Source organism: Amycolatopsis bullii, assembly GCF_014654205.1.
Taxonomy (GTDB): domain Bacteria; phylum Actinomycetota; class Actinomycetes; order Mycobacteriales; family Pseudonocardiaceae; genus Amycolatopsis; species Amycolatopsis plumensis.
This window is the reverse complement of record NZ_BNAW01000031.1, coordinates 49,761-71,328: the sequence shown is the minus strand read 5'-3', so window position 1 is coordinate 71,328 and position 21,568 is coordinate 49,761. Positions and strand designations below refer to the sequence as shown.

The 21,568-nt window shown below is 71.3% G+C and carries 20 protein-coding genes; 5 read left to right on the top strand and 15 right to left on the bottom strand.

Annotated features, from left to right (window positions below):
* Window positions 1-46 precede the first annotated feature (46 nt).
* The gene (locus IE317_RS28980; protein ID WP_191314518.1) at window positions 47-355 is read right to left on the bottom strand and encodes a DUF4326 domain-containing protein; all 309 of its coding nucleotides are present in this window, start codon (window positions 353-355) and stop codon (window positions 47-49) included.
* Between the two features lie 224 nt (window positions 356-579).
* On the opposite strand from IE317_RS28980, the gene IE317_RS28975 reads away from it, so the two are divergent.
* Window positions 580-972 (top strand): STAS domain-containing protein, encoded by a 393-nt coding sequence (locus IE317_RS28975; protein WP_191314517.1) that lies wholly within the window; start codon window positions 580-582, stop codon window positions 970-972.
* A gap of 4 nt (window positions 973-976) precedes the next feature.
* Here the strand turns inward: IE317_RS28975 and IE317_RS28970 are convergent, their stop codons facing one another.
* From IE317_RS28970 to cutA, 7 genes are all read right to left on the bottom strand, one after another.
* A complete protein-coding gene (locus tag IE317_RS28970; RefSeq protein WP_191314516.1) occupies window positions 977-1,357 on the bottom strand; it encodes a response regulator in 381 nt (126 codons plus the stop codon).
* Window positions 1,354-2,775, bottom strand: a complete 1,422-nt coding sequence (locus tag IE317_RS28965; protein ID WP_191314515.1) for a PAS domain-containing sensor histidine kinase — start codon at window positions 2,773-2,775, stop codon at window positions 1,354-1,356. The genes IE317_RS28970 and IE317_RS28965 overlap by 4 nt, the downstream gene beginning before the upstream one ends.
* 49 nt (window positions 2,776-2,824) lie before the next feature.
* The gene (locus IE317_RS28960; protein ID WP_229902974.1) at window positions 2,825-3,223 is read right to left on the bottom strand and encodes an ATP-binding protein; all 399 of its coding nucleotides are present in this window, start codon (window positions 3,221-3,223) and stop codon (window positions 2,825-2,827) included.
* Window positions 3,224-3,294: 71 nt separating this feature from the next.
* Window positions 3,295-3,942, bottom strand: a complete 648-nt coding sequence (locus IE317_RS28955; protein ID WP_191314513.1) for a response regulator transcription factor — start codon at window positions 3,940-3,942, stop codon at window positions 3,295-3,297.
* Window positions 3,943-3,994: 52 nt separating this feature from the next.
* On the bottom strand, window positions 3,995-4,459 hold the full coding sequence (locus tag IE317_RS28950) for a DUF6292 family protein (RefSeq protein WP_191314512.1): 465 nt from the start codon (window positions 4,457-4,459) through the stop codon (window positions 3,995-3,997).
* 67 nt (window positions 4,460-4,526) lie between these two features.
* Window positions 4,527-5,234, bottom strand: a complete 708-nt coding sequence (locus IE317_RS28945; RefSeq protein ID WP_191314511.1) for an RraA family protein — start codon at window positions 5,232-5,234, stop codon at window positions 4,527-4,529.
* A gap of 9 nt (window positions 5,235-5,243) precedes the next feature.
* Window positions 5,244-5,567, bottom strand: coding sequence for a divalent-cation tolerance protein CutA (gene cutA / locus IE317_RS28940; RefSeq protein ID WP_191314510.1), 324 nt, complete (start codon window positions 5,565-5,567; stop codon window positions 5,244-5,246).
* A 102-nt stretch (window positions 5,568-5,669) separates the two neighbouring features.
* On the opposite strand from cutA, the gene IE317_RS28935 reads away from it, so the two are divergent.
* Together IE317_RS28935 and IE317_RS28930 are read left to right on the top strand one after the other, a co-directional pair.
* Window positions 5,670-7,076, top strand: coding sequence for a hypothetical protein (locus tag IE317_RS28935; protein WP_191314509.1), 1,407 nt, complete (start codon window positions 5,670-5,672; stop codon window positions 7,074-7,076).
* A 135-nt stretch (window positions 7,077-7,211) separates the two neighbouring features.
* Window positions 7,212-8,363 (top strand): FAD-dependent monooxygenase, encoded by a 1,152-nt coding sequence (locus IE317_RS28930; RefSeq protein WP_191314508.1) that lies wholly within the window; start codon window positions 7,212-7,214, stop codon window positions 8,361-8,363.
* Here IE317_RS28930 and metH read toward each other — a convergent pair.
* Window positions 8,345-11,968, bottom strand: a complete 3,624-nt coding sequence (gene metH / locus IE317_RS28925; protein WP_191314507.1) for a methionine synthase — start codon at window positions 11,966-11,968, stop codon at window positions 8,345-8,347. The two genes, IE317_RS28930 and metH, sit on opposite strands and share 19 nt — an antisense overlap.
* 300 nt (window positions 11,969-12,268) lie before the next feature.
* On the opposite strand from metH, the gene IE317_RS28920 reads away from it, so the two are divergent.
* Complete coding sequence (locus IE317_RS28920) at window positions 12,269-13,126, top strand: LLM class F420-dependent oxidoreductase (RefSeq protein WP_191314506.1); 858 nt, start codon at window positions 12,269-12,271, stop codon at window positions 13,124-13,126.
* A gap of 31 nt (window positions 13,127-13,157) precedes the next feature.
* Here the strand turns inward: IE317_RS28920 and IE317_RS28915 are convergent, their stop codons facing one another.
* Together IE317_RS28915 and IE317_RS28910 are read right to left on the bottom strand one after the other, a co-directional pair.
* Window positions 13,158-13,427 (bottom strand): hypothetical protein, encoded by a 270-nt coding sequence (locus IE317_RS28915; RefSeq protein WP_191314505.1) that lies wholly within the window; start codon window positions 13,425-13,427, stop codon window positions 13,158-13,160.
* Between the two features lie 34 nt (window positions 13,428-13,461).
* A complete protein-coding gene (locus IE317_RS28910) occupies window positions 13,462-14,847 on the bottom strand; it encodes a sugar porter family MFS transporter (protein ID WP_191314504.1) in 1,386 nt (461 codons plus the stop codon).
* 251 nt (window positions 14,848-15,098) lie between these two features.
* Here IE317_RS28910 and IE317_RS28905 point away from each other — a divergent pair, with 251 nt between their 5' ends.
* Window positions 15,099-17,837: a cellulose binding domain-containing protein gene (locus IE317_RS28905; RefSeq protein ID WP_373309136.1), complete on the top strand. Its 2,739-nt coding sequence runs from the start codon at window positions 15,099-15,101 to the stop codon at window positions 17,835-17,837.
* 352 nt (window positions 17,838-18,189) lie between these two features.
* Here IE317_RS28905 and IE317_RS28900 read toward each other — a convergent pair whose 3' ends face one another.
* From IE317_RS28900 to IE317_RS28885, 4 genes are read right to left on the bottom strand one after another with little or no spacing between them, the layout of a single operon-like run.
* Window positions 18,190-19,191, bottom strand: a complete 1,002-nt coding sequence (locus IE317_RS28900) for a zinc-dependent alcohol dehydrogenase family protein (protein WP_191314502.1) — start codon at window positions 19,189-19,191, stop codon at window positions 18,190-18,192.
* A 28-nt stretch (window positions 19,192-19,219) separates the two neighbouring features.
* Window positions 19,220-19,921: an HAD family hydrolase gene (locus IE317_RS28895; RefSeq protein ID WP_191314501.1), complete on the bottom strand. Its 702-nt coding sequence runs from the start codon at window positions 19,919-19,921 to the stop codon at window positions 19,220-19,222.
* Window positions 19,918-20,733: a carboxymuconolactone decarboxylase family protein gene (locus IE317_RS28890; RefSeq protein WP_191314500.1), complete on the bottom strand. Its 816-nt coding sequence runs from the start codon at window positions 20,731-20,733 to the stop codon at window positions 19,918-19,920. Before IE317_RS28890 ends, IE317_RS28895 begins: the two co-directional genes overlap by 4 nt.
* A 31-nt stretch (window positions 20,734-20,764) precedes the next feature.
* Window positions 20,765-21,565, bottom strand: a complete 801-nt coding sequence (locus tag IE317_RS28885; protein WP_191314499.1) for an AfsA-related hotdog domain-containing protein — start codon at window positions 21,563-21,565, stop codon at window positions 20,765-20,767.
* Between the last annotated feature and the right edge of the window lie 3 nt (window positions 21,566-21,568).

Below are 21,568 nucleotides of genomic sequence, written 5' to 3'. Positions count from 1 at the left end.
GATCACCCCCCTCGTGTCAGGGTACTCGCGCAGGGGGTCCGTTCTGTTACGGCCCGTTATCCGCGAGCTCGGCGATCACCTGGGCGTGGCAGGGTTCGGGGACGCACCAGCACCCGAGCCGCCGGCCGCGCAGCCCGGGCAGCAGGTCCAGGAGGTCCGGCCGGGACAGCAGGTACTCGCGGTACCGGGTCACGACTTCCTCGCGGGTGCCGTCCGGACCGGGCCGGAACGGGCTGGCCAGCTTCGACCCCTCGAGGTGCCAGCCACCGCGGTGCATGGGCCGCCCGACGTAGACGACGTCGGCGTAGTCCGGGTCGTCCCGGTGCCCCTTCAGGTTGACGACCGTGGTCGGCATGCCGCCTCCTTCCCGTCCGGGCTGTCCATTGTCCACCGGTTCGCTCACCATCCGGTTACACCCGATGGCCCGTCTAGTGCAGATGCACTATGCTGAAGGCTCACGGTTGAGCCGTCAGCCGCTGCCGGACGTTCCGCGCCCGGGCCGGCAGGCTGCCCCACGTGCGGCATCCCCGTCCCGAACACGTCCGGTCCGCTCCCGCTGCCCGACGAAAGGGTGCCGCGATGGTTCCGGAACCACGCTCGGCCGACCACCGGCTCGCCGACACCGACTGGCTGACCGCCGGGGGCCACATGTCCCTGCGCGTGCGCTCCCGCGGCGCCGGCACGCTGCTCGTCGAGGTGACCGGCGAAGTCGACCTGAGCACCGCCCGCCGCCTCGACGAAGTCCTGCAGGACCGCGTCCGCGGCGAGCTGGCCGAGCTCGTCATCGACCTCGCCGGGGTCACGTTCTTCTCCGTCGCCGGGTTGAACTCGCTGCTGCGCGCCCAGCTGCTCGCCGACTCGGCCGGAGCCCGCCTCACCGTGGACGCCGGGCGGTCCCGTGCGGTGCGGCGGCTGTTCACCCTGCTGCCGACCGACTTCGACTGCGTCGCGAACGTCCGGCCGGTCCCGTGACCGCTCACCCGGCCGCCTGACGGCCCAGCCGCCGGACGGCTTCGACGATCGCCGTGTTCGGCGCGCCCTTCACCAGGTACTCGGTGACACCGGCCGCGGCGAGCCCGGCGATCGAGGACCGGTCGGCGTAGGCGGAGAAGGCCAGGATGGCGGTGCCCGGGCTGCGCCGGGCGATCTCGCGGGCCGCCCGCGCCCCGCCGCCACCGGGCATCCGGACGTCGAGCACGGCCACCGCGGGCCGGTGCCGCTCGGCGAGCCGGATCGCCTCGTCGGCGTCACCGGCCACCGCGACCACGGCGATGCCGTCCTCGGATTCCAGGACCTCCTTCAGCACGTCGCGGATCATCACGTCGTCGTCGGAGATCAGCACGCTCAGCTCGGTCACGGTTCGAGCTCCGTCGCGTCGGGCAGCAGGGGCAGCCAGAACTCGACGACGGTGCCTTCGCCGGGCGTGCTGTCCACCGAGAGCCAGCCGTGCGCCGCTTCGGCGCGTTCGTGCATCTCGACCAGCCCGAAGTGCCCGGCGCCGGCGTCGCCCCCGGCCGTGCCGACGCCGTCGTCGGTGATCCGCACCAGGGTGCCGTTGTCCACTGTGGACAGCGTGACACCGACCCGGGTGGCGCGCGCGTGCTTGTGGACGTTGCTGAGCGCCTCCTGGCAGATCCGGTACACGGTGATCGCCGCTTCGGGCGACGGCTCGGCGGTGAGCTCGTCGCGCACCTCGTGCGCCAGCCCCCAGCGGCCCGCGACGTCGTCGGTGTAGGCCGAGACGGCCTCCACCAGGCCGTGCCGGTCGAGTTCCGGTGGCCGCAGCCGGGAGACCAGGCCGCGCAGCCGGGCGATCGCGGCGGCGACCGATTCGTCGAGGCTGCCGACCGCGCTCGCGTGCGGTTCCGGCAGCCGCGAGGCCAGCAGCTGCAGGCGCATGCCGACGGCCACCATGGACTGGATCGACTCGTCGTGCACGTCCCAGGCGATCCGGCGCCGCTCCACCTCCTGGGCCTCGACGAGGTGCCCGACCAGCCGGCGGCGCTCGCGCAGCGCCTGCTCGGCGTTGCGGCGTTCGGTCATGTCCCGGGTGACCTTCCCGAACCCGTGCAACCGCCCCTGCTCGTCGTACAACGCCGTGATCACCACGTTCGCCCAGAACCGGGTGCCGTCCTTGCGCAGCCGCCACCCCTCGTCCTCCAGCCGCCCCTCGGCAACCGCGATCTCCAGCTCCCGCGCCGGCTTCCCCGCCGCCACGTCCTCGGCCGGGTAGAACACCGAGAAGTGCTGCCCGATGATCTCCTCCGCCGCGTACCCCTTGATCCGCTGCGCGCCCGCGTTCCAGCTCGAAATGTGCCCGCCGGTGTCCAGCATGAAGATCGCGTAGTCCAGCACGCCCTGCACCAGCAGGCGGAACCGTTCTTCGCTCTCCCGCAGCGCCAGCTCGGCGTTGCGGCGTTCGGTCATGTCCCGGGTGACCTTCCCGAACCCCTGCAACCGCCCCTGCTCGTCGTACAACGCCGTGATCACCACGTTCGCCCAGAACCGGGTGCCGTCCTTGCGCAGCCGCCACCCCTCGTCCTCCAGCCGCCCCTCGGCAACCGCGATCTCCAGCTCCCGCGCCGGCTTCCCCGCCGCCACGTCCTCGGTCGGATAGAACACCGAGAAGTGCTGCCCGATGATCTCCTCCGCCGCGTACCCCTTGATCCGCTGCGCCCCTGCGTTCCAGGTCGCGATCCGGCCCTCGGTGTCGAGCATGAAGATCCCGTAGTCGAGCACGCCCTGCACCAGCAGCCGGAACCGGTCGTCGTCCATGCGGCAACTCTGCCGGATCGCCCCCGGCCCGGCACGGCCACGGACCCGCTCAGCCCGCGAGCTCGGCGGACGAGGCGGGCAGGAGGCACCAGACCACCTTCCCGGGGCCGTGGCGCTCGGTCCCCCGCACCGAGGCCAGGCGGTCGACGAGGGCGAGGCCCCAGCCGCCGTCGGGCCCCGCCGGGCGCCGCACCGGGGGCGCCGGGCTGTCGTCGAAGACCTCGATGCGGACGTCCGCGCCGTCGACGCTCAGCCGCAGGACCGGGTCACCGCCGCCGTGGCGCAAGGCGTTCGTCGCCAGTTCGGTGACGATCAGCAGGGCGTCGTCGATGGCGGCCCCGTCGGTCCAGGCCAGCAGGGCGAGCCGGGTGAACCGGCGCGCGGCGGCCAGGCCGCCGGCCAGGTCGGTCAGCACGCACTCCGCGGTCAGCGGGACAGGGATGTTCACTCCGCAAGCCTGCTCGAAGAGCGCTCGGCGGCGCGAGATGCAAAAGCCCCCACCCGGCTGGTGCAGGTGCATCAGCCGATGAGGCCCTCCCGGCGGGCCACCGCGACGGCTTCGAGCTTCGACCGCGCGCCGAGCTTCTCCAGCACGCGCTGCACGTGGTTGCGGGTCGTGTTGCGGGACACGCCCAGCCGGCGGCCGATTTCCTCCGTGGTCGCGCCTTCGGCGAGCAGGTCGAGGGTTTCGCGTTCCCGGGCGGTCAGCGCCGCGCCGGTTCCGGGGCCCCGCCCGGTGAGCCGGTCGAGGACCCCGGGCAGCAGCTCCGGGTCGAAGACCACGCCACCGGCGGCCACGTCCCGCACGGCGGCTTCGAGCACGCCGAGCTGCGCGGACTTCAGCAGCAGGCCCGCGCCGCCCGCCTTGGCGACCTGCACGGCGACCGCGGGCGTCGCGTCGCCGGTCAGCACCAGCACCCGCGCCCCGCCCGAACCGAGCTGGGCGACGACGCCAAGGGCGTCGCCGTCGCCGAGCCGCCGGTCCAGCACCACGACGTCCGGGGCGTGCTCGAGCACGTCGGCCAGCGCCTCCGCGCGGGACCGGGCCCGGCCGACCACGGTGATCCCGTCGGCGCGGTCGAGGGCCTGCTGCAGCGCCTCGGCGACCATGTCGTGGTCCTCCACGAGCAGAACACGCACGGGACGAGGCTCATCGGCGCTGCTCACGGTGTTCCCTCGCTCCGGTGGTGGTGGCCCGCCCATCCTAGGCGCCCAGCGGTCACCAGGCCGGGGAACTCGGCCGCAGCAGTCCTTCGGGACCGGTCACCGGCAGCCAGTCGACGAGGTCCTCGTGGTGGCCGGCCGCCCGGAACACCGGCGGCCGGAACGAGCCGGCGGGCGGCCCGGCGACCCGCAGCACCTCGAGGAACCGGGCGACCGCGCGCGGCGACGGCAGGACTTCCGGGCCGCCGAGGTAGGCGAGCAGCTTCACCGCGCCGCCGCCCGCGGGCTCGACGACCGCCGACCAGCCGTGCACCTCGTCCCAGATCAGGGCCAGGTCGTGCCCCGGCAGGCCCGGGAGCGTGCGGTCGAGGGCGACGTACCCGGACGCGGGCACGTCGAGGTCGAGCGAACACGATTCGAAGCCGACGCCGACCGCACGGGCCACCCGGGCCAGGTAGGCCCGCAAGCCCCGGGCGAAGTGGTATTCGATGTCCCTGCCGAAGCCGATGAGCGTGTTCATGGTTCCGCCTCCCACACCCGCTGCAGGCCCGGAATACCCGATTCGGCGGTCGATCACACTTTCGTGGTCATTCTTCGATAGCGCCGCCCACGGACCGGAGATAAGAGCGGAAAGTCAAGGACGGATTCGTTTCCCGCGCCGCAAGGAATTCACCGAACCGCAGCTGCTCGCGCAACGGTTCGCCGCCGCGGATCCGGTCGGCCTGGCGGCGCTCGGTGTCCCGGATTCCTTCGGCGAGGGTGAACAATTCACCCGCGCGGGCGAGCGGGACGAAGAGGACGCCGTCGTCGTCGCCCAGCACGAGGTCCGACGGCCCGATCCGCCACGTCCCGACGATCGCCTCGGCCAGCCCGCCGTCGACGCGCGGCCCGAGGCTGAGCGGGCCGGTGGGCAGCGAGCCGAGGCTGAACACCGGCAGCCCGATGGCGCGGATGTCGGCGGTGTCGCGGTGCAGGCCCCAGATCACCACCCCGGAGAGCCCGGCGGCGCGCGCCTCGAGGACCACGAGGTCGCCGACGCAGCTTTCGTCGAGCCGGCCGCCGTTGTCGACCACCAGCACACCACCGCCGGGCGCGTTTTCGAACGCTTCGAGGAAGACGTCGACGCTCCCGACGTGCCGGGCCGGGACGGCCGGGCCGAACAGGCGGCTGCCCGGCACCACCGCGCGCGTCGGCGCCGGCGCGCAGCGCACCGGGAGCCCGGCGCGGATGCAGGCGTCGGCGAGGTGGGCGGTGGTCAGCGTCGCGAAACGCTGTCTGAGTCCATCGTGGTCCATGCGCCGAATCTAGCGAGCGGTCTCCTCGCTCAGCCACGCCAGGTATTCGGCGCTGCCGCCTTCGATCGGGGTGGCGATGATCTCCGGCAGGTCGTAGCCGTGCAGCTGCCGGAGGCGTTCGGTGAGCGCGGGAACCCGCTCGGCGGTGGTCTTGATCTCGACCCGCCACTCCTGATCCGTCCGCACGGCATCCTCCCACCGGTAGACGCTGGTGATCGGGCCGACGATCTGGGCGCAGGCACCCAGCCGCGCTTCCACCGCCTGCGCGGCGAGCTCCCGCGCCGCCGCTTCCGAGTCCGTCGTGGACGTCACGATCACGTGTGCTGCCGCCATGCCGTGAGGTTACCGGCCACCATTCACCCGGAATTCGAGACAGCGCAACCGCCCGGGCGCCAGGATGGGCCGCGCCCTGTCCCCGACGTGAGGATCTCCGGGATGCGCGTTCTGCCCGCACTCGCCGCCGCCGCGATCACCACCACCGCCCTGCTGACCCCCGCCACGGCCCACGCCGCGAGCCCGCCGTTCACCGCGACGGTGTTCCGCGCGACCCACAACAGCTACTCGGGCAACGTCGACGGCACCAAGAATTCCCTGGTCCACCAGCTCGACCACGGCGTTCGCTTCCTGGAACTCGACGTGCACGACAACGGCTACGCCACCTCGCACGACTACGCCGTCGGGCACGATTCCCCCGGCAACCTCGTGGACCACAGCGGCGGCAACCCGGCGTCGAACAACCTCCGGGACTGGCTGGCCGTGGTGAACACCTGGTCGGCGCAGCACCCGGCCGCCGCGCCGATCGTCGTCATGCTCGACCTCAAGGACGACCTGACCGACAACACCTCGTTCGCGGCGGGCAACCTGACCGCGCTCAACCAGGAGCTCGAGTCGGTGTTCGGCCCGCGGCTGCTGCGCGCGCAGGACTACCCCGCGGCGCAGCCGGACGTCGACGCGCTGCGCGGGCGCGTGCTGCCGCTGCTGTCCGGCGACGGCGGCTCCCGCACCGAGTACAAGCGCGACGTCGGCTACCACCCGGCGGTCGCGCTCAACGGCCGCGGCCAGGTCGTCGAGGTGCACGACTCCGGGGCGGGCGCGCTCTGGTACTGGACCGGGACCTACGGCGCCGACGGGCGGGTCACCTGGCTGCGGCACGGCCGGTACGACAGCGGGCAGACGCCGGCCGTCGCGCTCAACGACAACGGCGACCTCGTCGAGGTGCACCAGTCGCAGAGCGCGACCACGCTCTGGTACCGCGTCGGCCGGCTCGGCCCGGACGGCGAGCTCACCTGGCAGGCGAGCCACCAGTACGACAACGGCGTCCTGCCGACCGTCGCCTTCACCGACGCGACGCACCTGCGGGAGATCCACAAGAGCCAGAGCAGCAACCAGAACTGGAACTGGGACGGCGTGCTGACGGGCACGACGGTGGCGTGGACCGGCAACGCCAAGACCTCCGACGCGCGGTTCGCGAAGGCGACGGCGGCCAGCGCCGGCCGCGCGGTGTCGGTGTGGACCGGCGCGGACGGCCCGACCTCGGCGCAGACGCTGCGCGCCGACACCGACCGGGTCGCCGGCGACCGGATCCGCTACCGCCAGGTCGCGTTCGACGAGTACCAGAAGGGCGACAGCGCGGAACTGCAGCAGGGCGCGCTGTTCTACGGCGCGCCCGCGACGGAGTCGGCGTTCATCACCTCGGCCCGGCAGGCGGGCAAGCTGGTCCGCGGCTGGGACTTCGACTCGGCGAGCCAGGCCACCACGCCCCCGGCGAACTACCCGGCGACCAACCATCCGTACGACAGCTGGTACCAGACGCTGCTGACCGAGAACGGCGCGGTCGAGTAGCGGCCCACCGGCGAGGAGCCCGGAACTGTCGGTGCCCTCCGGTAGCGTGGAAAACGGGGGGCGCCCCCGCGGGCTGACGGCCACCGTCAGCGCTTCGCCAGCGGCCGGTCAGCGGCCCTGGCGAAGCTCGGCGGCATGGAGAACCCGAACGTCCTGATCTCGGGCGCGAGCATCGCCGGGCCCGCGCTCGCCGGCCTGCTGACCCGCGCCGGCTGCACCGTCACCGTCGTCGAACGCGCCCCGGCGCTGCGGCCCGGCGGCCAGTCCGTCGACTTCAAGGGCGCCACCCACCGGACCGTGCTCGAACGCCTGGGCATCCTCGACGACGTCCTGCGCAGGCAGACGGGCGGGCAGGACCAGACGATCGTCGACGCGGCCGGCCGCCCGCAGGCGGTGATCCCGGGCGAGTTCACCGGCGGCGACATCGAGATCCGCCGCGGCGACCTCGCCGAAGTCCTGTACGCGCACACGGACTGCGAGTACCTCTTCGGCGACACGATCACGTCCCTGGCCGAGACCACCGGCGGCGTCGACGTCACCTTCGCCCACGCGGCCCCGCGCCGGTTCGACCTCGTCGTCGGCGCGGACGGCATCCACTCGAACGTCCGGCGGCTCGTGTTCGGCCCGGAACGCGACCACGTGCAGTACCTCGGCCACCACTACGCCCTGGCCGAGCTGGGCGAGGAGCTCGGCGGCGGCGGCGCGGAGATGTACAACGAGCCGGGGCGGATGGCCGCCGTCGGCGGTCCGAAGGCGTCGGCGTTCTTCGTGTTCGCTTCGCCGGAACTGGACTACGACCGCGCCGACACCGCCCAGCAGCGGCAGCTGCTGATCGACGCCTACCAGGGTGCCGGCTGGCGGGTGCCCGAGCTGATGGCCCGGATCCCCCAGGCCGGCGAGTTCTACCTCGACTCGCTCAGCCGCGTCACGATCGACCACTACTCCCGCGGCCGGGTCGTGCTGCTCGGCGACGCCGCTTACGGCAACACCCTCGGCGGCTTCGGCACCGGCCTGGCGATCGTGGGCGCGTACGTGCTCGCGGGCGAGCTCCGCGCGGCCGGCGGCGACCACCGGATCGCGTTCGCCCGCTACGAGGAGCTGATGCGGAAGTACGCGAAGGTCTCGCAGCGCGGCAGCGCGGGCCCGTTCCTCGCGCCGCCGTCGCGGGCGCGGATCAAGCTGCGGGACTGGACGTTCAAGTCCCGCTTCCTGCTCGGCCTGATGCTGAAGGCGACCGACAAGTTCGCCACCGACATCGAGCTGCCGGACTACGCCTCGGGGTCGTAGGCGAGGTTGGGCCGCAGCCACTGCTCGACCTCGGCGACCTCCACGCCCTTGCGGCGGGCGTAGTCCTCGACCTGGTCGCGGCCGAGCCGTCCGACGGTGAAGTACTTCGAGTCCGGGTGGGCGAAGATCAGCCCGGACACGCTCGCCGCCGGCGTCATCGCGAACGACTCCGTCAGGTTCATGCCCAGCTCGCCGGCCTGCAGGAGCTCGAACAGCTCGCGCTTCTGGCTGTGGTCGGGGCTGGCCGGGTAGCCGAGCGCCGGGCGGATGCCGCGGAACCGCTCCGCGTGCAGGTCCTCGAGCTTCGGCTGCGCGTCCGGCTCGAACCACTCGCGGCGGGCGCGCAGGTGGATGTGCTCGGCGAACGCCTCGGCGAGGCGGTCGGCCAGGGCCTTGACCATGATCGCGCGGTAGTCGTCGTGCTCGGCCTCGTAGCGCGCGGCAAGATCTTCGGCACCGTGGATGCTCACCGCGAAGCCGCCGAGGTGGTCGCCGACCGGGGCGATGTAGTCGGCCAGGCAGCGGTTGGCACGGCCCTCGGGCTTGGCCGTCTGCTGCCGCAGCATCGGGAACGCGACGTGCGAGAATTCGCCGTCGAGCAGGATGTCGTCGCCTTCGCTGTGCGCCGGCCAGAAGGCGTACGCGCCCTTCGCGGTGAAACTGCCGTCGGCGATGATCTGGTCGAGCAGCGTGTTCGCGTCGTCGAACAGCTCGCGGGCGACCGGCTGCTCCAGGATGGCCGGGTACTTGCCCTTGAGCTCCCACGCCAGGAACAGGAACTGCCAGTCGACCATCTCGCGCAGTTCGGTGATGGACGGCTCGACCACCCGGACGCCGGTGAACGCCGGGGTCGGCAGGCCGTCGAACGCCACCTTCTCGGGGTTCGCGCGGGCCTGTTCGAGGGTGAGCATCGGACGGCGCTGCTTGCTCGCGTGCTGCTCGCGCAGCACCTCCTGGTCGGCCCGGTTCTTCTCGGTCAGCGCGATCGAGCGGTCCGGGTCGAGCAGGTCGGACACGACGCCGACCACGCGCGACGCGTCGAGCACGTGCACCGTCGCGTTGTCGTAGGCCGGGGCGATCTTGACCGCGGTGTGCTGCTTGGACGTCGTCGCGCCGCCGATGAGCAGCGGCAGCTTCAGCCCGCGCCGCTGCATCTCGGTGGCGACGGCGACCATCTCGTCCAGCGACGGCGTGATCAGCCCGGACAGCCCGACGGCGTCGGCGCCTTCGGTCACCGCGGTGTCGAGGATCTTGCCCGCCGGCACCATCACGCCGAGGTCGATCACCTCGTAGTTGTTGCAGCCCAGCACGACGCCGACGATGTTCTTGCCGATGTCGTGGACGTCGCCCTTCACCGTGGCCAGCACGATCTTGCCCTGGCCGCCGCTCGAAGCCAGCCGGCCCTCCTGGCGCGCCTTCTCCTTCTCGGCCTCCATGAACGGCTCGAGGTAGGCGACGGACCGCTTCATCACGCGCGCGCTCTTGACCACCTGCGGCAGGAACATCTTGCCGGAGCCGAACAGGTCGCCGACGACCTTCATGCCGTCCATCAGCGGGCCCTCGATGACGTCGAGGGGCCGCGCCATCTGCTGCCGCGCCTCTTCGGTGTCGTCCTCGATGTAGTCGACGATGCCGTGCACCAGCGCGTGGGACAGGCGTTCACCGACCGTGCCTTCGCGCCAGGAGAGGTCCACGACGCGTTTGGTGCCGCTGCCCTTGACGTTCTCGGCGAAGCTGACGAGGCGGTCGGTGGCGTCTTCGCGGCGGTCGAAGAGCACGTCCTCGACCAGTTCGAGGAGATCTTTGGGGATGTCTTCGTAGACGGCGAGCTGGCCGGCGTTGACGATGCCCATGTCCAGGCCGGCCTTGACCGCGTGGAACAGGAACGCCGAGTGCATCGCCTCGCGGACCACGTCGTTGCCGCGGAAGGAGAAGGACAGGTTCGAGATGCCGCCGCTGGTCCGGGCGCCGGGACAGCGCTCCTTGATCCGGGGCAGCGCCTCGATGAACGCCTTCGCGTAGCCGTTGTGCTCGGAGATGCCGGTGGCGACGGCGAGCACGTTGGGGTCGAAGATGATGTCCTCGCCGGCGAATCCGGCCTGCTGCGTCAGCAGGTCGTACGCGCGGCCGCAGATCTCGACCTTGCGGTCGGCGGTGTCGGCCTGGCCCTGCTCGTCGAAGGCCATGACGACGACGCCGGCGCCGTAGTCCCGGATCGTGCGCGCCTGGGCGAGGAACGGCTCCTCGCCCTCCTTCAGGCTGATCGAGTTGACCACACCCTTGCCCTGCAGGCAGCGCAGGCCGGCTTCGAGCACGCTCCACTTGGAGCTGTCGACCATCACCGGGATCCGGGCCACCTCGGGCTCGGTGGCGATCAGGTTCAGGAAGGTCGTCATCGCCTGCTCGGATTCGAGCAGGTCGGCGTCCATGTTGACGTCGAGCAGGTTGGCCCCGCCGCGGACCTGCTCCAGCGCGACGTCGACGGCGCCCTGCTGGTCACCGGATTCGATGAGCCGCCGGAACCGCTTGGAGCCGGTGACGTTGGTGCGCTCACCGATCATCACGAAGCCGGTGTCGGCGCCGATGCCGAACGGCTCGAGCCCGCTGAAGCGCGTGTGGGTGCGCGGTGCGGGCACCTCGCGCGGGCTGACGCCCTCCGCCGCGGAGGCGATCTTCGCGATGTGCGCCGGGGTGGTGCCGCAGCAGCCGCCGACCAGGTTGACCAGGCCGTTGCGGGCGAACCCGCCGACCAGCTCGGCGGTCTCCGCGGGTGTCTGGTCGTAGCCGCCGAAGGCGTTCGGCAGGCCGGCGTTGGGGTGGCAGGCGACGTAGGCGTCGGCGATCCGCGAGAGCTCCTCGACGTGCGGGCGCATCTCCTCGGCGCCCAGCGAGCAGTTCACGCCCACGATCAGCGGTTTCGCGTGCTCGACGGAGTTCCAGAACGCCTCGACGGTCTGCCCCGACAGCGTCCGGCCGCTCAGGTCGACGATCGTCACGGAGATCCACAGCGGCAGGTGCGGGGCCACCTCGCGGGCGGCGGCGATCGCGGCCTTGCAGTTCAGCGTGTCGAAGATCGTCTCGATCAGCAGCAGGTCGACGCCGCCTTCGGCCAGCCCGGCGATCTGCTCGGCGTAGGTGGCCTTGACCTGCTCGAACGTGGCCGCCCGGTACGCCGGGTCGTCAACCTTGGGCGACAGGCTGAGGGAGACGTTCAGCGGCCCGATCGACCCGGCGACGAACTTTCCGCCGGCCTCGTCGGCGGCCTGGCGGGCCAGTTGCGCGCCACGGACGTTCATTTCGCGGACGTACGCCTGCAGGCCGTAGTCGGCCTGGGCGATGCCGGTGGCGGTGAAGGTGTTCGTCGTGGTGATGTCCGCCCCGGCCGCCAGGTACTGGCGGTGGACGTCGAGGATGACGTCCGGGCGGGTGAGGTTCAGCAGGTCCGGGTCGCCGGTGACGTCGTGGGTGTGCTCGCCGAAGCGGTCGCCGCGGTAGTCGGCCGGGGTGAGCCCGGCACCCTGCAGCATGGTGCCCCAGGCACCGTCGAGGACCGCCACACGGCTGCTGAGCAGCTCACGCAGCCGGCTGGTGGGATCTTGACTCATCGGCGCCCTCCCTCGTCCGGGAGGCGCCCTTGATGCGGTGGAGCGGGTCGAGCGTGGCGGACCCCGCGGTCCGTTGCAGCGCCTCTCGGCCCGGGGACGAGGATAGTGGATCCGGCACCCGGCTGGCCATCCCACCCCGCCCGGGTGTCCACGATCTGGGAAACCGGCCGTGACCGTCCACAATGGAACACTGCGTCCACCCTGCACCTCCGCCTCCGATCCTCCCTCTCGGCGACGACCGTGCTCACCTCATGGACTGCCCACCTTGAAAACTGAAACACGTTCTAATACGCTCCGCGGGTGGACTACGGAATCGTGCTGTTCACCAGCGACCGGGGGATCACCCCGGCGGCCGCGGCACGCGCCGCGGAAGCCGCGGGGTTCTCGACCTTCTACGTCCCGGAGCACACCCACATCCCGGTGAAGCGCGCATCGCCGCACCCGCGCACCGGGGACGCGTCACTGCCCGACGACCGCTACAGCCGGACGCTCGACCCGTGGGTCGCGCTGGCGACGGCGGCCTCGGTCACTTCGCGCATCCGGTTGTCCACGGCGGTGGCCCTGCCGGTCGAGAGCGACCCCATCACCCTCGCCAAGACGATCGCCAGCCTCGACCACCTCTCCGGCGGCCGCGTCACCCTCGGCGCCGGCTTCGGCTGGAACGTCGACGAGCTGACCGACCACGGCGTCCCCGGGAACCGCCGCCGCACCGCGCTGCGCGAGTACCTCGAGGCGATGAGTGCACTGTGGACCCAGGAGGAAGCCGCCTACGACGGGGAGTTCGTCTCCTTCGGGCCGAGCTGGGCGTGGCCGAAACCGGTTCAGCCGCACATCCCGGTGCTGCTCGGCGCGGGCCCGACGGAGAAGACGTTCCGCTGGATCGCCCGGCACGCCGACGGCTGGCTCACCACGCCGGCGGACACCGACCTCGACGGGCACGTGGCACAGCTGAAGGAAATCTGGCGCGGCGAAGGCCGTTCGGGCGCTCCCCTGATCTGCGCGCTCGGCGAGCGCCCGGACCCGGAACGCCTGGCGCACCTGGATTCCCTGGGCGTCACCGAAACGATCTTCGGCCTTCCCGACCGCTCGCCCGAAGAAGTCGAGGCGTGGATCGGGCGGCTGGCCGGGAAACTCGCCCTCGCCGATGTCCCGGCGTGACGAGTCTCCCGGCGCCACCCTGAACCCTTCATCAGAAGGTGGGGTTCCCCCCTGGGCCGGTCTTCTGGAACCAGGTATTGCGGCCGCGCTTGGAAAACCCCGCCCAGAGGGTGATTCCCACGCCCACGACCCCCAATGCCACCCAGAGCCACAACGGCATGGTACTGACGCCCTTGACCAGCGCCAAGACGATCATCGCCACCCAGATGACCGCCGTGACCACGGCCTTGGGCTTGGAAATTCCTTTTTGCCACCGAGACATCGGCATCACTCCCCAGTGTGCTGAACTTTCCTGGCTCATTGGTACCCGGGGAATGATCCACCGAAACCCGGCGTCAGCTCTTGGCCACCACGCCCTGACGCGCCCGCAGGTCGAGTTCGATCTGCTCCAGCGTGCGGCCCTTCGTCTCCGGGACCAACCACTTGGTCAGCACGAACAGCACCACGTTCACCCCGGCGAACAGGAACATCGAGCCGCCGATGCCGAGGGACTTCGGGTCGGAGATGATCGGGAACACCGCGCTCACGATCCCTGTCGCCGCCCACAGGACCACGCTGCTGACCCCCATGCCGGTGGCCCGGTACTTCAGCGGGAACACCTCGGACATCATCACCCAGACGACCGCACCCCAGCCGAGCTCGTAGCCCACCAGGTACAGCACCATCATCACCAGCATCAGCAGGCCGCGGGTGCCGGTGTCGTGCACGTTCAGCACCACCAGCCCGGCCGCCACCAGCGTCAGCACCATGATGACGTTGCCGATCAGCAGCAGCGGTTTGCGGCCCCAGCGGTCCACCACGAACACGACCCAGGCGGTGAACAGGAACTTCGTGACGCCCAGCAGCACGCCGGACAGCAACGCGGCCTGCGTGGCGAAGCCGAGGCCGATGAGCATCGTCGGGAAGTACGCGTTGATCGCGTTGACGCCGCTGAACTGCTGGCCGATCGCGAGCAGCAGGGCCACCACGAGCATCGGCCGCACGAACCCGGAGAACAGGTCGCGGATCCGCGGCTTCTCCTCGGTGTCGAGCCGGATGACCTCGTGGATGGTGGCGATCTCCTCGTCGAGGTTCACGGTGTTGCCGTGCGCGCTCGCCAGGACCCGCCGGGCCTCGTCCTCTTGGCCGTTCTTGACCAGCCAGCGCGGCGTTTCCGGCAGGAACACCAGCCCGACGAGCAGCACCGCCGCGGGCACGATCGCGCCGGCGAACATCCAGCGCCACGCCGAGATCGGCCCGAGCCAGTAGCTGACCAGGAACGCGATCAGGATGCCCAGCACGATGAAGATCTGGTTGAGCGCGCCCATCGCGCCCCGCCACTTCGCCGGGGCCAGTTCGGACAGGTACGTCGGGACGGTCGACGACGAAAGGCCGATCCCCAGCCCGATGACCAGGCGCGAAAGCACCAGCAGCAGGAAGGTCGGCGAAAAGCTGGCCGCCAGCGTGCCGACGATGACGATGCCCGCGGCGACCATGATCGTGCGGCGGCGGCCGAGTGCTTCGTTGGTGCGGCTGGAGAACAGCGCGCCGACGATGGCGCCGACCGACAGGCTGGCGGTGATCACGCCCTTGTCCCAGCTGGTCAGCGCCCACAGTTTCCCGATGAACGGGAGCACCCCGGAAATCACGCCGAGGTCGTAGCCGAAGAGGATGCCGCCGAGCGCGCCGAAGAAGTACAACGTGGTCCGGCCGATGTGCCGCGCCGGGGCGGTTTGCGTCATTGCCTGGTCGCCTCTTTCGTAGGTCCAGTCCAGCCAGCGGCCACCACACTCACACGCCGCAAAATGCCGGGCAAGAAGGCATCCGATAACAATTCAGAAACCTGATCGCCGTTCACATACATGACTCCGACAAATCCGGCTCGAAATCCACTGTGGACGGTTGGGGATGCCGAAATCATCGAACGCTTTACAACGCTCGGAACGCTGGCTTACCTTCCTCTGGAAGCGCTCCCAGAGTTGTGGAGGCAGACGTGCACAACGCCGTGCGAAGCCCACGTTCCCGTTCACTGAGACGACTGGTGGCGAGCGCGCTCGCCGTCCTGCTGCCGGCCGCCGTCGCGGTCGTCGCCGGCGCGCCGGCGTCCCCGGCCGCCCCCGCGGCCACCACCTGGCGCAACGCGGAGATCGCCGGCGGCGGGTTCGTCCCCGGCATCGTCTTCAACCAGACCGAACCCGGGCTGGTCTACGCCCGCACCGACATCGGCGGCGCGTACCGGTGGAACGCCGCCACCGGCCGCTGGCTCCCGCTGCTGGACTCGGTCGGCTGGACCGACTGGGGCCACAACGGTGTCGTCAGCCTGGCCACGGATCCGGTCGACCCGAACCGCGTCTACGTCGCGGCCGGGATGTACACCAACAGCTGGGACCCGAACACCGGCGCGATCCTCCGGTCGGCCGACCGCGGTGCCACCTGGCAGGCGGCCGCGCTGCCGTTCAAGCTCGGCGGCAACATGCCCGGCCGCGGTATGGGCGAGCGGCTCGCGATCGACCCGAACCGCAACAGCGTCCTCTACCTCGGCGCGCCGAGCGGCAACGGTCTCTGGCGCAGCACGGACTCGGGCGTCACCTGGGCGAAGGTGACCAGCTTCCCGAACGCCGGGAACTACGTGGCCGATCCGAACGACACGACCGGCTACTCCAGCGACAACCAGGGCGTCACCTGGGTGACGTTCGACCCGACGACCGGGACCCGCGGCAGCACCACGCAGACGATCTACGTCGGCGTCGCGGACAAGCAGAACACCGTCTACCGCAGCACCGACGGCGGCACGACGTGGGCGCGGGTGGCCGGCCAGCCCACCGGGTACCTGGCGCACAAGGGCGTCCTCGACCCGGTCGGCGGCTACCTCTACCTCGCGACCAGCGACACCGGCGGGCCCTACGACGGCGCGAAGGGCGACGTCTGGAAGTACGCCACGAAGACCGGCACCTGGACGCGGATCAGCCCGATCCCCTCCGACAGCAGTGACGACTACTTCGGCTACAGCGGGCTGACCATCGACCGGCAGCACCCGAACACGCTGATGGTCGCCACGCAGGTGTCCTGGTGGCCGGACGTGATCTTCTTCCGCAGCACCGACGGCGGCGCCACCTGGACGCGGATCTGGGACTTCTCGAGCTACCCCGACCGGTCCCTGCGCTACACCCAGGACATCTCCGCGGTGCCGTGGCTGACCTTCGGCGTCCAGGCCGCTCCCCCGGTGCCCTCGCCGAAGCTCGGCTGGATGACCGAGTCGGTGGAGATCGACCCCTTCGACTCGAACCACCTGCTCTACGGCACCGGGGCGACCATCTACGGCACGTCCGACCTCACGAAGTGGGACAGCGGCGGGAAGATCACGATCAAGCCGGTCGTCGGCGGCCTCGAGGAGACCGCGGTGCTGGACCTGATCAGCCCGCCGTCGGGCGCTCCGCTGCTGTCCGGCCTCGGGGACATCGGCGGGTTCCGGCACGACAGCCTCGACGCCGTCCCGGCCACCATGTACACGCAGCCGGTGTTCACCACGACCACCAGCCTCGACTACGCCGAGCTGACCCCGGCCACGATCGTGCGGGTGGGTACCCTCGACCGGTCCGCGCGGCCGAACGACAACCGGATCGCCTTCTCCACCGACGGCGGGAAGAACTGGTTCCAGGGCGCCGAACCGGGCGGGAACGCCAGCGGCGGCACGGTGGCCGCGGCCGCCGACGGCAGCCGGTTCGTCTGGAGCCCGGACGGCGCGAACGTCAGCTACTCCGTCGGCTTCGGCTCGTCGTGGACGGCGTCGGCGGGCATCCCGGCCGGCGCGGTGGTCGAGTCCGACCGGGTCGACCCGAAGCGGTTCTACGGGTTCGCGGCGGGCAGGTTCTACCTCAGCACCGACGGCGGCGCGACGTTCACCGCGACCGCGGCCACCGGCCTGCCGTCCACCGGCTCGGCACACTTCAAGGCGATGCCGGGCGTGGCCGGGGACATCTGGCTGGCCGGCGGCTCCGGCACGGCGTACGGCCTGTGGCACTCCACCGACTCCGGAGCGTCCTTCACGAAGCTGGCGAACGTCGCCGAAGCCGACAACATCGGGTTCGGCAAGGCCGCACCCGGCCGGACGTATGCGGCGTTGTACGCGATCGCCGAGATCGGCGGCGTGCGCGGGATCTTCCGCTCGGACGACGCCGGGGCTTCCTGGACGCGGATCAACGACGACCAGCACCAGTACGGGAACATCGGGGCGGCGCTGACCGGGGACCCGCGGGTGTACGGCCGGGTGTATGTGGGCACGAACGGCCGGGGCGTGATCATCGGCGAATCCGGCGGCACCACGCCGCCGCCGACGAGCACCACCCCGACCACCACGACCACCCCCACCACGACCACGACTCCGACGACCACCACGACCCCGGTGCCGTCCGGGTCCTGTACCGCGGCCTACACGATCACCAACCAGTGGCAGGGCGGCTTCCAGGCCTCGGTGAAGCTGGGCAACACCGGCACGGCGGCGGTGACGGGCTGGACGGTGACGTGGACCTACGCCGACGGCCAGCGGGTGACGCAGGCGTGGAACGCGCAGGTCACCCAGACCGGCGCGGCGGTGACGGCGCTGGACGCGGGCTGGAACAAGACCATCCCGGCGGGCGGGAGCGCGGAGTTCGGCTTCACCGGGAGTTCGGGGATGGTGAACTCCCGGCCGGGCGCGATCTCGCTCAACGGCAAACCCTGCACGAGCACGTAAACCGGTCTGCCGCGGCTGGTCGTGAGTGGTAAGGCGGGTTAGAACCCGCTTTACCACTCACGAGAGCGGCGGCAGAACGCATAGGCGGGGAGGAGGTTTCAACCCACCCCCAGGCGGTTGAAACCTCCTCCCCGCGCCCCCAGGTGCGAGGCCACCGCCCGAGCAGCCGCAGCCTGCTCGGGCGACGTCCCCGGTGAGCTCCACTCTTCCTGGTGCCGACAGCGACCGCCATTCCTGCCCAAAGGGGACTTTTTCGCCCGTCCACAACCCCGCTGAGCTGCGGAAACGCGCCCTCGGGCCGCGGAAAATACCCACCCGGGCCGGCAAAACTTACCCGGCGGACAGCGGCGGGTCAGGCGCTCTCCAGCACGATCTTCCCGATGTGGGTCCGGGACTCCAGGTGCTTGAGCGCCTCGGCCACCTCGTCGAAGCCGAACCGGCGGTCGATCACCGGCTTGAGGCCGGTCCGCTCGATCGCGGTGTTCATCGCCTGGAACGTCTCGCGGGAGGCGTTGGTGAGGCCGCGCAGGGTCAGCTGCTTGACCAGCACCAGGATCGGGTCGGCGCCGCCTTCGTGGGTCAGGACGCCGGCGACGCTGACGTGGCCGCCGTACCGCGCGGCGAGCATCGACTGGCCGATCGTGCCGCCGCCGCCCACGTCGACGACGTGGTCGACGCCGCCGCCGGTCAGGCCGGCCACGGCGGGCCCCCACTCCGGGGTGGTCGCGTGGTTGAGCGTTTCGGCGGCGCCGAGCGCGCGCAGCCGCTCGAGCTTCTCGTCCGAGCTCGACGTCGAGACGACGTGGGCGCCGCCGAGCGCGGCGAACTGCAGGGCGAACGTGGACAGGCCACCGCTGCCGAGGGTGAGCACGCTCTGCCCCGGGGTCAGCCCGCCTTCCTCGACGACCGCCCGCCACGCCGTCACGCCGGCGCTGGGCAGCGTGGCGGCCTCGGCGTAGTCGAGGTGCGCGGGCACCGCGACCAGGGCGTCCTCGGCGAAGACGGCGTACTCGGCGAGCACGCCGTCGAGCGTGCCGCCCAGGTCGTCGGCGGTCTTCTCCGGCGTGCCGGGCCCGGACAGCCAGTCCGGGAAGTACGTCGCCGCCACCCGGTCGCCCGCGGTCCAGGCCCGCACCCCCTCCCCCACCGCGACGACTTCGCCGGCGCCGTCGGACAGCGGGATCACGTCCGGCTTCACCGGCTTCGGGTAGAAGCCCTTGACGATCATCAGGTCGCGGGCGTTGACCGCCCACCCGCGCAGCCGGACCAGGACCTGCCCGGGACCGGGTTCGGGCACGTCACGCTCACCCAGGACGAGCCCGGCGCCGGGACGGGGCAGGGAGAAGAACTTCACAGCGGCTCCAAGGGGTCGGGGGCACTCCTCAACGCGGCCAGTGTGTCGAAGCCGCGAGCTCGCCGTCGACGGTCGCCAGAAGTTCGGGGGTGAGTTCGGCGAGCGACGTGGCGAAGTGGCGGACGCCGAGGGAGGCCATGAACTCCCGCTGGCGCGCGTGGGCGGGGCTCGCCGGGAACCCGACGAACCCGGCGCCGTGCGCGCGGGCGTCCTCGGCCACGCGGCTGACGTCGTCGACGAACACGATCTCGTCGAACCCGGCGCCGAGCACGGTCCGCGTGATGTGGCCGACGCCCGGGCGGTGCTCGTTGATGCTCACGTAGGGCACGTCGGGATCGAGCAGGTCCACGAAGTCGCCCAGGTACCGGTCGAAGGTGTGCTCGCGGGTCCGGCCGCCGTAGCAGACCAGCCGCACGGGCAGCTTCGCCAGCGCCTCCAGGCAGTCCCGCGCGCCTTCGGCGACCCGGATCGGGTGCTCGGCCAGGTAGTCCTGCCGCGCGGCCCACAGCTGCTTCAGCGTCTGCTCCGCCGGCTGGTCCAGACCGCAGAGCCGGGTGACCTTCTCGGCGACGACGATGTCGCGCAGCCCGATGACGTCCCGCTCGGCCGCCGCGTCGTAGACCCCGCCGTGCTCGGTGACGAACCGGGCGATCATGGCCAGGTAGGTGTCGTCGATGAGCACGCCGTCGCAGTCGAGTGCGACCACCCGCAGTTTTTCGAAGCCGCTCACCGCTGCGCGAACACTTCCCGCGCCGCCGCGATGGCGTTGAGCGCGGCCGGGAAACCGCAGTAGAACGCCAGGTGCAGCACGGTCTCCACGATCTCCTGCCGGGTGCCGCCGACGTTGAGCAGCCCGTGGATGTGCACCTTCAGCTGCGGCAGCGCGGTACCCAGCGCGACGCACGCGGCGATCGTGACGATCTCGCGGTGGCGCAGGCTCAGGTGCGGCCGGGAGTAGATCTCGCCGAAGGTGAATTCGACGATGTAGGTCGCCAGGTCGGGGGCGATGTCCCGCAGTCCCTCGGCGACCTTCTCCCCCGCCTCGCCGTCGACCGCCTTCATCGCCGCCAGGCCGCGCTCGTAGCGGTCCTCGATGCCCGCCCACGGCACTTCGGCGGCCTCTTCGGACGGTGCCGGCTCCTCGCCGGGCAGGCCGTCGAAGGCGGCCTTGAGCGCCGTCAGCGCGTTGAGCGTGGCCGGGAACCCGGCGAAGGAACTGACGTGGATCACGGCCTCGACCAGCTGGCGGCGGGTGCAGCCGACGTTCAGCGCGGCCTTGGCGTGGAACTGCAGCTGCGAACCCGCGTACCCGAGGGCGGTGAGCGCGGCGACGGTGACCAGCTGCCGCTCCGGCAGCGGCAGGCCGGGCCGGTGGTAGACGTCGCCGTAGATGAACCCGACGCACTGCTCGCCGAACTCGGCCTCCCCGATGCTCTCGAACAGGTCCAGCACGGCCGGCCGGTCGGTCCCGCCGAGCTGCTGGATGAGTTTCAGGCCCTGGGCGAAGGACGCGGAGCGGTCCTGCGGCTGCAGGTCGGACATCGTGGCGTGGTTTCCCTTCCGGAGTGGGCTTTCAGCCGAGGTAGGCCCGGGTGGCCTGGTCGGCCTTGCGGCGTTCGAGGGTGTCGACGCGCCCCTGCGCGATCATCGAGTACTCGATGACGGCGGTGGCCACAGTGCGCCCCTGCTGGCGCACCGACGTCGTGGCGCGGAACTTGAGGTTGGTCTCGCGGCCGAGGTCGGACTCGACGATGAGCGACTCGACCGTGGCCGGGAGCGGGAACAGGAAGTCCTCGAAGGACAGGTCGATCCGCTGCCACACCCCGGCGTACGCCGCCGGCGGGAGGCCGGAGCGGATCGCGGTCTCGAACTGCGCGATGCAGATCTGCCGCATCGCCTCGATGATCACGATGCCCTGCACGTGCTCGCCGGTGTGGTGGTCGAGGATCAGCTCGTTGTCGCGGTGGATCCGCAGCTCGGCCCGGCAGTGCGCCGGTGCCGGGCTGTGCACGCCGGCGAGCAGGACGTTCTCCGGCCGGCTCTTGTGGACGACGGCGGGCGGTTCGGACGGCTGCCGGAACGCGGCCGGGTCCGCGAGGCGCACGGACCCTTCGGTCTTCTCGCACGCGGTTTCGAGCAGGTCGGCGTCGGCCGCGTCGATGCCCTGGCCGAAGTGGACGATCCAGTGGCAGCCCGGCGCCACGAGACCGCCGGAGCCCAGCAGGGCCAGCAGGCCCGACAGCGTGAACACCCGGTCTTCGCGGGCGAACTGCGCGAAGCGGTCGGCGACCACGACCACGTCCCGCCGGGTGTGCCCGTCGAGCGCCCAGGCCTCCTCCGGGGTTCGCGGGCACGAGACATCGTGCGATGCCACCTC